Source organism: Hyphomicrobium sp. DY-1 (assembly GCF_047497105.1).
Classification (GTDB): domain Bacteria; phylum Pseudomonadota; class Alphaproteobacteria; order Rhizobiales; family Hyphomicrobiaceae; genus Hyphomicrobium_B.
This window is the reverse complement of sequence record NZ_CP134870.1, coordinates 3,298,739-3,313,054: the sequence shown is the minus strand read 5'-3', so window position 1 is coordinate 3,313,054 and position 14,316 is coordinate 3,298,739. Positions and strand designations below refer to the sequence as shown.

At 60.8% G+C, this 14,316-nt stretch carries 9 protein-coding genes; 5 read left to right on the top strand and 4 right to left on the bottom strand.

The features are described 5' to 3' along the window. The first annotated feature begins 49 nt into the window (after positions 1–49). On the top strand, positions 50–691 hold the full coding sequence (locus RLW41_RS15985) for an NAD(P)-dependent oxidoreductase (protein WP_414462105.1): 642 nt from the start codon (positions 50–52) through the stop codon (positions 689–691). Positions 692–762: 71 nt separating this feature from the next. Here the strand turns inward: RLW41_RS15985 and clpA are convergent, their stop codons facing one another. Both clpA and clpS read right to left on the bottom strand, forming a co-directional pair. Then, positions 763–3,216 (bottom strand): ATP-dependent Clp protease ATP-binding subunit ClpA, encoded by a 2,454-nt coding sequence (clpA, locus tag RLW41_RS15980; protein WP_013946750.1) that lies wholly within the window; start codon positions 3,214–3,216, stop codon positions 763–765. A gap of 7 nt (positions 3,217–3,223) precedes the next feature. After that, positions 3,224–3,571: an ATP-dependent Clp protease adapter ClpS gene (gene clpS / locus RLW41_RS15975; protein ID WP_029670871.1), complete on the bottom strand. Its 348-nt coding sequence runs from the start codon at positions 3,569–3,571 to the stop codon at positions 3,224–3,226. 660 nt (positions 3,572–4,231) lie between these two features. Between clpS and RLW41_RS15970 the strand changes: the two genes are divergently transcribed. Together RLW41_RS15970 and RLW41_RS15965 are read left to right on the top strand one after the other, a co-directional pair. Then, the gene (locus tag RLW41_RS15970; RefSeq protein ID WP_414462104.1) at positions 4,232–5,893 is read left to right on the top strand and encodes a D-alanyl-D-alanine carboxypeptidase; all 1,662 of its coding nucleotides are present in this window, start codon (positions 4,232–4,234) and stop codon (positions 5,891–5,893) included. A gap of 65 nt (positions 5,894–5,958) precedes the next feature. Continuing rightward, positions 5,959–6,324, top strand: coding sequence for a cupin domain-containing protein (locus RLW41_RS15965; protein ID WP_414462103.1), 366 nt, complete (start codon positions 5,959–5,961; stop codon positions 6,322–6,324). A gap of 9 nt (positions 6,325–6,333) precedes the next feature. On the opposite strand, the gene putA is transcribed toward RLW41_RS15965, so the two are convergent. Continuing rightward, positions 6,334–9,516 (bottom strand): bifunctional proline dehydrogenase/L-glutamate gamma-semialdehyde dehydrogenase PutA, encoded by a 3,183-nt coding sequence (gene putA / locus RLW41_RS15960; RefSeq protein WP_414462102.1) that lies wholly within the window; start codon positions 9,514–9,516, stop codon positions 6,334–6,336. A 169-nt stretch (positions 9,517–9,685) separates the two neighbouring features. Between putA and panC the strand changes: the two genes are divergently transcribed. Both panC and parE read left to right on the top strand, forming a co-directional pair. Continuing rightward, entirely contained in the window at positions 9,686–10,537 is an 852-nt protein-coding gene (panC, locus tag RLW41_RS15955) for a pantoate--beta-alanine ligase (protein WP_414462101.1), read from the top strand. Positions 10,538–10,708: 171 nt separating this feature from the next. After that, positions 10,709–12,715 (top strand): DNA topoisomerase IV subunit B, encoded by a 2,007-nt coding sequence (parE, locus tag RLW41_RS15950; protein ID WP_414462100.1) that lies wholly within the window; start codon positions 10,709–10,711, stop codon positions 12,713–12,715. Positions 12,716–12,790: 75 nt separating this feature from the next. Here parE and RLW41_RS15945 read toward each other — a convergent pair whose 3' ends face one another. Continuing rightward, entirely contained in the window at positions 12,791–14,194 is a 1,404-nt protein-coding gene (locus RLW41_RS15945; protein WP_414462099.1) for a fatty acid desaturase family protein, read from the bottom strand. Positions 14,195–14,316 lie beyond the last annotated feature (122 nt).

Genomic DNA, 14,316 nt, shown 5'->3' with positions numbered 1-14,316 from the left:
ACGGCACGCCCTCGGAAGCCCACTTCTACACTCCATAAGGAGGTGCGCCATGTCCGTTGTCCTTATTATCGGCGCTAGCAGCGGGATCGGCTACGAAACTGTGAAAGCCGCTCTCTCTGCTGGTCACGAAGTTCGCGCATTCTCGCGCTCGGCAAAGAACATATCGATTAGCCACCCTAAACTCGTGAAGCTCAACGGTGATGCGCGCTCGAGCGCAGATGTCAGTGCCGCGATGCAAGGCGTGGACGTTGTCATTCAATCACTTGGCGTCAAAACGCTAACCGAGCTTGCCTTTGGCACAACGATCTTTTCCGAAGCAACGCGCATCATGGTCGAGCGGATGCAGCAGACTGGCGTTCACCGCCTTATCATGGTGACTGGTATCGGCGCCGGGAACAGCCGCGGCAGAACCAACTTCCTCTACGACTACATGCTGTTCCCATTGTTTCTGCAGCGCGTCTATTCCGACAAAGACATCGCCGAAGATATCGTTCAGAAAAGCAACCTCGACTGGACTATCGTCCGGCCGGGATTGCTGACAAATGCGCCGGCCAAGAAGCGCTATAAGGTTCTAAATGACATGAAAGATTGGCGCGGAGGCGCAATATCCCGCGCCGATGTCGCGGACTTCATGGTCAAGAGCCTCGCTGATCCAACCACGTACGGCAAGACGCCGATCCTCGTCGACTGACTTTGCTCCAAACAAAAAAGCACGGGAGTTTACTCCCGTGCTTTTGTATTTCTTCGCGGCAGGAGCTGCGATTACTCGTCCTTCTTCTTCCGCGGCACGCTCGGCACCGCACCCGATCCGTTGGGCTTGTCACCCTTCTCCTTCGGACCGGGAAGTGCCTTCTTTGGCGTCGCGTCGGCCAGGACCGGCTGCGGGCCATCGTCTTCGTCGGTTTCTTCGTCGTCCGGCGTCTTCACCTTCTTCGAAGGATCGAGCGGCAGGAAGTCGAACGTCAGCGTCCGATCCGGCCCTTTGCCGGCGACCAGCACCTTCACCGTGCCGCCGTTTTCGAGCTTGCCGAACAGCAACTCTTCTGCCAGCGGCTTCTTGATGTACTCCTGGATGACGCGCGCCAGCGGACGAGCACCGAACTTCTCGTCGTAACCCTTCTCCGCAAGCCAGCGCGTCGCCTCATCCGACAGCTCGATCGAAACGCCGCGATCTGCGAGCTGCGCTTCGAGCTGGAAGATGAACTTCTCGACGACCTGCGCGATGATCTCGGGCGACAACCCGGCGAACGGCACGACGGCATCAAGACGGTTGCGGAACTCAGGCGTGAACAGCTTGGCCACGGCTTCCGTATCCTCGCCTTCGCGCTTCGTCCGATTGAAGCCCATCGGCGGCTTGGCCATGTCGGACGCGCCCGCGTTCGTCGTCATGATCAGCACGACGTTGCGGAAATCGACCGACTTACCATTATGGTCCGTCAGCTTACCGTGATCCATGACCTGCAACAGAATGTTGAACAGGTCCGGATGCGCCTTCTCGATCTCATCGAGCAGCAGCACGCAATGCGGATGCTGATCGATGCCATCAGTCAGAAGGCCACCCTGATCGAAACCGACATAGCCCGGAGGGGCGCCGATCAAACGGGAAACCGTATGCTTCTCCATGTATTCCGACATGTCGAAGCGTAGCAGTTCGACGCCCATCAGGTTCGCAAGCTGCTTGGCAACTTCCGTCTTGCCGACGCCAGTCGGACCGGAAAACAGGTAGCAGCCGATCGGCTTCTCGGGCTCGCGCAAACCGGCACGCGCCAGCTTGATCGCGCTCGAAAGCGCTTCGATCGCCTTGTCCTGACCGAACACCAGCCGCTTCAGGTCGCGCCCGATGTGCGCAATGACTTCAGCGTCGCTCTTCGTGACGGTCTTCGGCGGAATGCGCGCCATCGTTGCGACTGTCGCTTCGATCTCCTTAGTGGTGATCTTTTTCTTCCGCTTGCTTTCGGGAAGCAGCATCTGCGACGCGCCGGTTTCGTCGATCACGTCGATCGCCTTGTCCGGCAGCTTACGGTCGTGGATGTACTTCGCCGACAGTTCGACCGCGGCCTTAATGGCCTCGTTCGTGTACTTGATCTTGTGATAGTCCTCGAAGACCGACTTCAGACCCTTCAAGATCTCGATCGCATCCTCGACGGACGGCTCCTTGACGTCGATTTTCTGGAATCGACGGACGAGAGCGCGATCCTTCTCGAAGTGCTGGCGATACTCCTTGTAGGTCGTCGAGCCGATGCAGCGCAGCGCGCCCGACTGAAGCGCCGGCTTCAGCAAGTTCGAAGCATCCATCGCGCCGCCCGACGTCGCACCCGCACCGATAACGGTGTGGATCTCGTCGATGAACAGCACGGCTCCCGGGAAAGCTTCGACCTCCTTCATCACGGCTTTGAGCCGCTCTTCGAAGTCGCCGCGATAGCGCGTGCCGGCAAGCAACGCGCCCATATCGAGCGAGAAGATCGTCGCGCCCTTGAGAACGTCGGGAACTTGCCCCTGCACGATCTTGCGCGCCAAGCCTTCAGCGATGGCCGTCTTGCCGACGCCCGGATCGCCAACCAGCAGCGGGTTGTTCTTCTGCCGGCGGCAGAGAACCTGAATCGTGCGCAGCACCTCTTGCTCGCGCCCGATCAGCGGATCGATCTTGCCGTCACGGGCCTTTTTATTGAGGTTGACGCAGTAAGTATTGAGCGCGTCGCCGGGCTTCTTCTCTTCGCTCTCTGTCGAATTGACTTCCTCGTCGACGCCGCGAACCGTCCGCGGCTCGAACATGCCCGGCCGCTTCGCGATGCCATGTGCGATATACTGCACCGCATCGAAGCGCGTCATTTCCTGCTCCTGAAGGAAGTAGGCGGCATGGCTTTCGCGCTCCGAGAAAATCCCGACCAGAACGTTCGCGCCCGTCACCTCTTCGCGTCCGGATGTCTGCACATGCACGATCGCCCGCTGAACGACGCGCTGGAACGAATTCGTCGGATGCGCATCCCTGGCCGACTTGGATACGATCGGCTTCAGTTCCGTATCCAGATATTCGATCAGGCGCGCCCTGAGCTGCTCGAGATCAACCGAGCAGGCACGCATCACGGCGGCCGCATCTCGGTCGTCAACGAGCGCTAGAAGCAGGTGCTCCAGCGTCGCAAATTCGTGGTGACGGACGTTTGCATACTGCACCGCCCGGTGCAGCGAGGCTTCAAGATTTTTGGAGAGCGATGTCAATCGAGTCCTACTCTTTCTCCATGGTGCATTGAAGAGGATGGCCATGCTGCCGCGAGAAGTCCATGACCTGCGTCACCTTGGTTTCAGCAACCTCGTACGTATACACGCCGCAAATACCGACACCTTTATGGTGGACATGAAGCATGATGCGGGTGGCATCTTCCTGTCCCTTGTTGAAGAAACGCTGCAGCACGAGAACGACGAACTCCATCGGAGTGAAGTCGTCGTTCAGCAGAAGAACTTTATATAGGTTCGGCTTCTTCGTTTTGGGACGGGTCTTCGTGACAATACCCGTCTTGGAGTCACCATCGCCGTCATCACGGCGCGGACCATCGGGCGGCTCATTCGCTGCCATGCGGGCAGCGTGCACCAGGGAGTGGATGTCCACCTTCTTCATCGCGTGCCTCGGGCAAACCCCGAATCCATCGGATCTCCTAAAGCTATCCCGCAACCTTCAACCGTTGGAGGCAGAAAAGTTACGCTTTCACTGCAAACGCATGCCCGCAGGGACAACTGTCTCTCTCGCCAAATGTTCAAGCTAAACACCCGTGTTCATCAAGCCTGTAATATAGGCACGCTGACGAGCAAAAAATAGAACGAGCCATGCGGCGCTTCAGACAGGCTCGAAGCATGGGACAATGTCGTTTCAACAGATGCTCGCCACCCTCATGCCCCCCTCTTGGCCCTTCCGCAGATGCCGCGGCGGCCAACAGTCCGGTCTCGCCCCGCGCGTCGTCATGCGGGCCATAATCAAGACCTTAGCGCCCAATAATGGGACATCCAAAGGGGTAAATTTTACCTTGCTCCTTAACGCTAACGAAGTCCTTCAGCTCCTACAGTGACGCTGGCACCTGGAAAGCGCCGAAAGCCTCTTTGACGCCAAAAAGGTGCCCAAAAACAATGCTCTTCTTGCCGATATCGGCGGGTGGGGCGCCAGTGGGAGACGGTCGGCAATCCCACGAACAGGGTGTCAGTCATTGCCGCTTTTCGAGGGCGGCCAGAGGGATAGAGCGTCGTGTTGCGACGAGTATTTGCGTACGCATCAGCTTTTCTCATCGTTTTCGCCGTTGGCCTGACGAGCGCGGAAGCTCGGGGCAACCGCCACGCTGCGTTCATCCTGGACGCCAACACCGGCGCTGTTCTCCACAATGAAGACGGCGACGCGCCGCGTCATCCCGCGTCTCTCACCAAGATGATGACGCTGTATCTGACATTTGAGACGCTCCAGACCGGGCGTCTGCGTATGTCCGACAGGATTACGATCTCCGAGCATGCTGCCGATCAGGCGCCCTCGAAGCTCGACCTCAAACCGGGCGATCAGATCACAGTCGAAAACGCCATCAAGGCGATCGTCACCAAGTCCGCCAACGACATCGCCGTGGCGCTTGCAGAAAAAATCGGCGGCTCCGAAACCAATTTTGCCCGTCTGATGAATGCCCGCGCCCGCGCATTCGGCATGTCAGGTACCCACTACGAGAACGCCTCGGGCCTCCCGAACGACGAGCAGATTACCACGGCACGCGACATGGCGACCCTCGCGCTGCGCCTGCAGGACGATTTTCCGCAGTACTACCCGTTCTTTTCCACCCGGGTATTTTCGTATGGCGGCAAGTCCTACCGCAACCACAACACCATGCTGAACACCTTCGCAGGTATCGACGGCATCAAAACCGGATACACGCGCGCTTCCGGCTTCAACCTCGTGACGTCGCTTCATCGCGGCGAGAAACATTTGGTCGGCGTTGTCTTCGGCGGCCGCACCGCGGCGACGCGCAATGCCGAGATGCGCGCGCTGCTGACGCGGATGCTGTCGCGCGCCTCCCGCAACAAAACCCGCAAGCCGCTGCTGCTCGCCCGTCTAAGAAGCGAGCCGAAGATCGCACAACGTCCCATAAAGCGCGCGCCGGCCCGCACGGAAGCTCCACAACCGGCTGTCCAGGCCGACGCCGATGAAACGCCGGTCCGTATCTTCAAAGTCCGTGCGGTGCCGATCTCGACGAAGGCCCGCGCGCCCTCGTCCGACGACACGACCGACATGGAAGACACAAGCCCCGAGGAAGCCCCGGCCCGAGCCGTTCCGCCGATCCAGACAACGCCCGGCTACACGCGCGTCGGCAACGCTTCCCCGGTGACGGGAGCCCAGGTTGCGCCAATTCGCCCATTCGCTCCGGCAAACCTTGCCAGCTCCAGCACCTCGTCGATAACCGCGCCACCTCGCCCTCAGCAGCGCGTCGCGGCCTATGAACCGCCGCCGCCGGCGCTTGCCCCACGGCCGCAGCGGCGTCAGCAGCCGCAAGAGACCGAATTGCACGACCCGCCGGTTATCCGTGGCATGCCGCCGTCTACGCTCGGCGCCCAAGCCCGCGCGTTAGGTGACACGTCAGGCGTTCGGTTTGAACCGCGCCGGGATACGGCCCGGACGGCAAATGGCGGTCGCTATGCCGTTCAGATCGGCGCCTATAGCTCCATCGACGACGCCCAGCGCGCCTTGAGCAACGTCCAGGATCGTGCCGGACGCCTTCTCGCCGGCGTTTCCTCCGTCACCAACCCGGCGATGAAGAACGGCCACCAGATCTTCCGGGCCCGCTTCACCGGCTTCAACGCCAATCGTGCCGCCTCGACGTGCAACGCACTGCGTCGCCAGGCGGTCGATTGCTTCGTCATGGCGGGCGAGTAACGCCTTGCACTGGAAAGCAGCGCAGACGTAGCATCGCCGCCCAGCTTGCAATGTAAGGCCCGCCCGTGACCGCCAACAGCGAAATTCCCGAGCTCGTCGTCTTCCAAGGCGTCCTTCCGCCCGGCGACGTTTATCACCCAGCAGCCGATCGCATCGTCTCTGGGAACCCGGTGCAGTGCGCACAAAACCTGTTTCAAAGCCCCGATGGCCATTTCAGCTCGGGCATCTGGAGCGGCGATCCAGGAGCATGGCGCGTCGTCTTCACCGAAACCGAGTTCTGCTACATCTTGGAGGGCCTCATCGTCGTCCGCGGCGATGATGGTTCCGAGGCGACCTTCCGCGCTGGAGACGCCTTCCTGACGCCCGCAGGCTTCACCGGAACCTGGGAAGTCATCGAACCCGCCAAGAAGTTCTACGCGGTTTATGAGTGACGAAGCCTCCTAACTCTTCCCACTCAGCAGTGTGTAATTGCCGCCGGTCGCGGTGATATCGGTCGAACGCGTCCGCTCGGTCGCAAAGCGCGCGAGATAGTTCGGTCCGCCAGCTTTCGGCCCGGTGCCGGAAAGCCCCTCGCCGCCGAACGGCTGGACGCCGACGACCGCCCCGATCTGATTGCGGTTGACATAGAGATTACCGACGTGGGCGTTCTCCGCCACGTAATCGGCAACGCTCTCGATGCGGCTGTGCAGCCCAAGCGTCAGGCCGTACCCAGTTGCATTGAGCGCAGCAACGACCTTGTCGATATGCCCGCGCTCATAGCGAACCATGTGAAGGATCGGCCCGAACACTTCATGATTGAGCCTGTCGAGCCGGTCGATCTCGTAAAGCGCCGGTGTGACATAGGTCCCGGCCCGGCAGGCTTCCGGCATCGCAAGATCGATGATCTCGCGTCCCTCACGCTGCATCAAGACCTTGTGGCTTTCGAGATTGTCCTGCGCCGCTTCGTCGATCACCGGGCCGATATCGGTCGCGTAATCCAGCGGGTCCCCGACATCAAGCGCTTCGATGGCGCCAGCGAGCAGCGCACGGATACGCGGCGCATTATCGTCTTGAACGAAGAGAATGCGAGCCGCCGAGCAGCGCTGACCGGCGCTATCGTAGGCCGACCGCACAGCATCGCGCACTACCTGCTCAGGCAACGCCGACGAATCCGCGATCATCGCGTTGATTCCGCCCGTCTCGGCGATGAAGGGCACGATGGCCGAACGCCGATCCGCCAGCGCCCGCTGAATGGCCCAGGCCGTTTCGTTCGATCCCGTAAATGCAATTCCTTGCAGGCGCGCATCTTTCACCATCGCTTCGCCGAGCTTGCCGCCACCCGTCACGAGTTGCAGCGCCTCGCGCGGGACGCCCGCTTCATGCAGCAGCCTAACGGCCAAAAAGCCTGAGATCGGCGATTGCTCGGCAGGCTTTGCGATGACAGCATTCCCCGCCGCAAGTGCTGCCGCCACCTGACCGGTGAAAATTGCAATCGGAAAGTTCCACGGAGAAATGCAGCCGAACACACCGCGCCCGCGCAGCGTCAGCGTGTTTTCCTCGCCCGTCGGGCCCCGGAGCACGACCGGATCGGAAAAAAGCCGCCGCGCTTCGACGGCGTAATAGCGCAGGTAATCGACAGCTTCCCGCACCTCGGCCTGCGCCGCTTCGATGGTCTTCCCGGCCTCGCGGATCAGCGCCGCCATCAGCGCTGCACGATCTCGCTCGAACAGGTCCGCAGCAACTTCGAGAATGCGCGCCCGCTCGGCAGCGTCGGTTTTTTCCCATAACGGCGCTGCGTTTTTCGCCGACGCAATCGCGTCTTCGAGGTGCTGCGGCGTCGCAAGCCGCACCGTTCCGATCCGATCGCGATGGTCGTGCGGTGACGCGACAACGCCTGCTGCCTCGCCCCCCGCCGTCACAACGCCGTTGATGATCGGCCCCGCCGCGAATGGCGTTTTCAGGGCTTTCGCGATCTCGGTTTGCAACGCCTCGCGCACGCCGGTCTCGGTCAGTGCCAACCCAGCGCTGTTCTTGCGTTCGGGCAGAAAAATATCGCGCGGGCGCGCAATCAGCTTCGGCCGTTCGCCCGCGCTGAATTCCCGATCCGCGATCTCGACCGGATCGGCGATGATCTCGGAAATCGGCGTTTCTTCATCGCCCAACCGATTAACAAACGACGTGTTGGCTCCGTTTTCGAGCAGTCTCCGCACGAGATAGCCGAGCAGATCCTCATGCCCGCCGACCGGCGCGTAGACGCGGCAGGCGCGATTGAACTTACCTTCGCCGACAACCTGCTCGTAAAGCGCTTCGCCCATGCCATGCAGGCGCTGATATTCGAATTCGACGGCTCCTCCCGCCACGGCCGCTGCCGCAATCGTATGCGCGTTATGCGTCGCAATCTGCGGATAGAATGCGACGGGATCGGAAATCAGCAGCCGCATCGCGGCCAGATAGGAAACATCCGTGTGCAGCTTGCGCGAGAATACCGGGTAATCTTCAAGCCCGCGCTCCTGCGCCCATTTGACCTCGCTGTCCCAGTACGCGCCTTTGACGAGCCGCACCGGAATGCGCTTCCCCGTCTGCTCACTCAGCCGCCGGAGCCAGCGAAGCATCGGAATCGCGCGCTTCCCATAGGCTTGCACGGCTATCCCAAGCCCATTCCAGCCTTCGAGCTGTGAACTGACGAATGTGTCGCCGAAAAGCTGCGCCGTGAGATCGAGTCTGTCCTGTTCTTCGGCATCGACCGTCAGCCCGAGACCCTTCGCCCGCGCCGCGCGCGCCAGCGTCAACAGTCGGGGGCCGAGTTCCGCACGCAGTCGTTTCTCTTTCCCCGGCTCGAACCGCGGATGCAGCGCTGAGAGCTTCACCGAGATCGAAGGGCGCCCAAAGATCGCGTCGGCATGCTGCGTCGTGAATGGCCGGGCATCCGCCCCGACGGCATCGATCGCCGCCATGTAGCGCTGGAAATAGCGCTCAGCATCCTGTTCCGACCGCGCCGTCTCGCCCAGCATGTCGTAGGAAAACCGGTAGCCCTTCTCCTCATAAAAGCGCGCTCGCGCCAATGAGCTCTCGATCGTCGAGCCCAGCACGAATTGCTCGCCGAGCAGCTTCACGGCATGGCGGATGGCCAGCCGGATCGTCCCCTCGCCCGAACGCGCGACAAGCCGCTTCATCGCCTGAAACGGATTGGCGCCTTTCGCTTCCTTGAGCCGCATGATGCGGCCGGTCAGCATCAGGCCCCAGGTCGAGGCGTTGACGAACAGATTATCGGAATGGCCGCGATGCTTCTCCCAAGCGCCCCCGGAAATCTTGTCGGCAATGAAGGCGTTGGCCGTTTCGGCATCCGGGATGCGCAGCAGCGCCTCAGCGAGGCACATCAGGATGACGCCCTCATCGGTCGCCAGCCCATACTCGTGCATGAAAGCATCAATGCCCGCATGGCTTGCTTTGTCGGCGCGTGCGGTATGAACGAGGCGGCGCGCGATGTCGGCCGTGCGCCGGCGTTCGTCTTCAGTGAAAAACGCCCGCTCGATCAAAGCCCCGACGAGACGCGGCTCGTCCATAAGATACTGGGCGGCGAATTCGTCCCGTGGTGGGAGAGCCCGCTGTGTCACGCTGTCCTCACGCCGCAATGTCGCGACCATGTCCTACCCGCTGATATAGGGCGGCCGATGCGATTCGCCCGTTAAGGAATACTAGCAGATCGTTAAACCGCCGCCTCCCCCGGCTGTCGGCCGCCCACCGTGTCCCCTTGACGGTTCGCCTCTATTCCCGGCACCTCTGGCCGAAATTTAAGCTCGGGGGGCTTCGCCTGTGTCCGATAAAATCAAGATCGTCCGCACCGTCCACGACCTCAGAAAGGCGGTCGCCAAATGGCGCGGCCGCGACCAGACGGTTGGCCTTGTACCGACGATGGGCGCTCTCCACGCCGGGCATATTTCCCTGGTGAAACTGGCGAAAAAGAAAGCCGACAAGGCCGTCGTCTCGATTTTCGTCAACCCCACGCAGTTCGCCGCCAACGAAGACCTGTCGCGTTACCCGCGCGATGAAGCGGGCGACCTCGCCAAGCTCGCTGCTGCCGACGCCGACCTCGTCTGGTCACCTGGTGTTGAAGAGATGTACCCAGACGGTTTTTCCACAGGCGTCCGCGCCGGGAGCGCTGCCAAGGACCTGGAGGGCGCATTTCGTCCCTGTCATTTCGATGGCGTCGCAACCGTGTGCGCCAAGCTTTTCAATCAGGTGACGCCCGACATCGCAGTTTTCGGCGAAAAGGATTTTCAGCAGCTTGCCGTGCTGCGCCAGATGGTCCGCGACCTGAACATGCCGCTGAAATTGATCGGCTCACCGACGAAACGCGACGCCGACGGACTGGCGCTTTCCTCGCGTAATGCCTATCTCTCGGAAGCCGAACGCAAGATCGCGCCGGCTCTTTACGCAGCAATTTCCGCACTTGCCAAAGATGTCGCCAACGGGGCCGACATTCCGGCGGGCGTGGCTGATGCCAAACGCAAAGTCACCGCGGCAGGCTTCACGAAAATCGACTATATCGAGGTCCGGGATGCCGAAACACTCGAACCGGCATCAACCGCAAGTGGGCGGCCGATGCGCGTTCTCGCCGCCTGCTGGCTGGGCAAAACCCGGCTGATCGATAACGTCGCAGCCTGATCCAGCCCGCGAGTTGCTGGACCGACACAGAACCGAAACGCCATGGTAGCCCCGGCCCGGCTCGGGCTATAAGAAGCTCTCTGAGATTCGCTTCAGCGGCCCAGCTGTCAGGCGTCCCCGCCGCTTCTTTCCGAATGCGTGGTTATGCCATGGCACGATTGGGGGCCGCTAATGAGCCGATCGCAAACTGACCTTTTTCCGGAATTCGAAAGCGAAATGACTGAGAAATTGTCGCGTGCCCGCAAGCCTGTCGAAAGCGCCTATAGCGAACAGGACATCGAGGTCCTTGAGGGTCTGGAGCCCGTGCGCCGCCGCCCCGGCATGTATATCGGCGGCACCGACGAAAAGGCCATGCATCACCTTTTCGCCGAGGTCATCGACAACTCCATGGACGAGGCCGTTGCGGGCCACGCCACCTGGATCGAGGTCGAGCTCTCGGCAGACGGCTTTCTGACGGTCACCGACAATGGCCGCGGCATTCCGATCGGCCCGCATCCCAAGTACAAGAATAAGAGCGCGCTCGAAGTCGTGATGACCGTTCTGCACGCGGGCGGCAAATTCGACTCCAAGGCCTACAACACCTCGGGCGGCTTGCACGGCGTCGGCGTGTCCGTCGTCAACGCGCTGTCGGAAACGCTCGAAGTCCAGGTCGCACGCGACCAGCAGCTTTATCGCATGGTGTTCTCGCGCGGCGAGCCGCAGACCAAGCTCGAAAAGCTCGGGTCCATCATGAACCGGCGCGGCACGAAAACGCGCTTCAAGCCAGACGAGAAAATCTTCGGCAAAGGCGCTGCGTTCAAGCCTGCGCGCCTGATGAAAATGGCCCGCTCGAAGGCCTACCTGTTTGGCGGCGTCGAAATCCGCTGGAAGTGTGCACCGGAGCTCATCAAAGACGACACGCCCGCCGAAGCGACTTTCCACTTCCCCGGCGGCTTGAGCGACTATCTCACGTCATCGATCGACGGCCGCACCCGCGTCACCAAGGAAATCTTTTCAGGTCGCTTCGAGAAGGACGAAGGCCACGGTTCAGTTGAATGGGCCGTCGCCTGGATCTCCGACGAAGACGGTTTCTCATCGTCCTACTGCAACACGATCCCGACGCCAGAAGGCGGCACGCACGAAAACGGCCTGCGCCAAGCGCTCTATAAGGCGCTCCGCGCCTATGGCGAACTCGTCGGCGTAAAGAAAGCCCAGCAGATCACTTCCGAAGACGTGATGGGAACGGCCGCTTCGATGCTGTCCGTCTTCATTCGAGAGCCGGAATTCCAGGGCCAGACCAAAGACAAGCTCGCGACCGTCGAGGCGACGAGGATCGTCGAAACCGCTGTGCGCGACGCCTTCGATCACTGGCTGGCAGACTCTCCGCAACAGGCAACGAAACTGCTCGAATGGACGATCGACCAGTCCGAAGAACGCCTGAAGCGTCGCCGCGAAAAAGAGGTCGGCCGCCAATCGGCAACGCGCAAGCTGCGTCTTCCCGGCAAGCTCGCCGACTGTTCGATCCAGCAGGCCGCCGGCACCGAAATCTTCATTGTCGAGGGTGACTCGGCCGGCGGCAGCGCCAAGAGCGCGCGCGACCGCGAAACCCAGGCCGTGCTGCCTTTGCGCGGCAAGATCCTGAACGTCGCCAACGCCTCGTCGGCGAAGCTATCCCAGAACCAGCTTCTAGCCGATTTGATCCAGGCGCTCGGCGTGGGCACGGGCACCAAGTATCGCGACGACGACCTGCGCTACGAGCGTGTGATCGTCATGACCGACGCCGACGTCGACGGCGCGCACATCGCCTCGCTGCTGATCACGTTCTTCTATCAGGAAATGCCGGAACTAGTCGAAAACGGCCACCTCTTCCTGGCCGTGCCGCCGCTCTACAAGATCTCCGAAAAGAGCGACGTCGCCTACGCCCGCAACGAGGCGCACCGCGACGAGCTGCTCGCGACGCATTTCAAGAACAAGAAGCCAAAGGTCACGCGTTTTAAAGGCCTCGGCGAGATGGACTTCAAAGACCTGAAAGAGACGACGATGGATAAAAAGCGCCGCACGCTTCTCCGCGTCGCCATCGGCGAAGCTGCGCGCGACGGGCTGTCAGAAGTAGTCAACGCACTGATGGGTTCGAAGCCCGAAGCGCGCTTCCGTTTCATTCAAGAGAACGCTGCCTTCGCGAAAGACCTGGATATTTAGGCCTTCGCCCGGCTCAACCTGAAAGCATTCCATTTGTCATCCTCGGGAAAAAACCCGAGGACGACAAAATTCGGGTTACTCCCCGCGCGACGAGGCTTCGTTCTCGCGCTGGATAGCCGCCTCATTGCTGACCTTGGCGTATTCGAGCGTATCCGTATCGACGTAAACTTCGCCATCCGGCTTCGGCGCATACTTTTCGCCCAGAACCTCAATCACTGTCGGATTGCGCTCCGGAACCTCACCATGCGGCGAGTTGAAGTACCCTTCGACGACGATACCCTTCTCGCGATACTTCGGATCGTCCAGCAACAGCTCATGCAGGTCCTTGAGCTTGTAATGCGGAACAGACGCGTAGATGTGGTGCGGCAAGTGATAGTCCATGCCGAACGGAAACACCGCATAGCGAATGAACGGATTGACCAGGAACACGCGCGTGTTCGTATAGCGCCCGCGATCGGCATTCCCGTGCTGCACCCACTGCCGCATGATCATGAACAGCGGGAAAGCGGTGAATAGCGGCAAGATCCACAGCAGGCCATAATAGCCCCAGGCCGGTCCCCAGCCCGCCACTTCAACTGCCGTCAAAGCTGTGTAGACGATCGCCATGTAAATGATGCGGCTGATGTTCGTCGCCCGATGCGAAATCACCGTTTCGACGTGCGCGTGCGGCAGCTTGTTTTCATCGAGAAAATAGAAATACGCGACGACAGCCGCCGTCATCACGCCGAGCGCTGCAAAGGCCCATGGGCCATGGCCCGTCTTGATGAGTGTGATAGCCGCAATCGGTGCCGTAACGGCATAGATGACACCGGCCAGCGTCGGCAGCCGTTCGCCCTTCCGCTCCCGGTCCATGTATGGATTATTATCCGTCCCGAGCGCGCTGTAACGCGCACGCACGATCATGTAGCGAAAGAGGTTCGGCAGCCAGAGCTGCTTCGCCAGTTCCTTCAGCATGTCGACGTGCGTGATCGGAAAATCGAGATCGTGGCCGCTCTCGTTCAACTGCGCCCAATCGGGATCGCGCAGCGGATCGTTGATGAACTGATGATGCGCTAAGTGGTGCAGTCGATACTGGAACGTCGATGTGTAAATCGGAAAGCCGCCAAGCCAATCGGACACAGCTTCATTCATGAATTTGTTTTCGAAGAGCGTGAAGTGCGTGCCCTCGTGAATGACACCGCCGAATTGATGCTGCGAGGCGCCGACCGCCGCAATGCACAGCAGGGTCATCGGGATGTTCCACCACCAGCCGAGACCGGCAGCCGCGACGGCGCTATAGCTCCAGATCGTCAAGCCAATCGCGGTGGCAATCACTAGGTAGACAAACCCGATGTGGGCGAAATTCGTATAATTATCCCGCTTCTTCAATTCGCGTATGACGTCGCCACGACGAATGCCGCGTGGCCGGGCTTCTGCCGTTACCGCCGGAGTTTCGCGTGCGGTCACACCGCCAACCACAGAACCAGCATCGATTGTCATTGCTCGACATCCTTGCGAGGTCGCGAGACGGTTCTCGCGTTCAAAATGGCACACGCGAAACGCCACGCAACGGAGCGCACTTAACACCGCCCCTATACCCAGACCGTGACAGGCGCCGCCTC

Coding starts and splice junctions, on each gene's coding strand:
- RLW41_RS15985 (WP_414462105.1), top strand. CDS start 50: ATGTCCGTTGTCCTTATTATCGGCGCTAGCAGCGGGATCGGCTACGAA.
- clpS (WP_029670871.1), bottom strand. CDS start 3,571: ATGGCAGCGAATGAGCCGCCCGATGGTCCGCGCCGTGATGACGGCGAT.
- parE (WP_414462100.1), top strand. CDS start 10,709: ATGAGCCGATCGCAAACTGACCTTTTTCCGGAATTCGAAAGCGAAATG.
- RLW41_RS15945 (WP_414462099.1), bottom strand. CDS start 14,194: ATGACAATCGATGCTGGTTCTGTGGTTGGCGGTGTGACCGCACGCGAA.
- putA (WP_414462102.1), bottom strand. CDS start 9,516: ATGGTCGCGACATTGCGGCGTGAGGACAGCGTGACACAGCGGGCTCTC.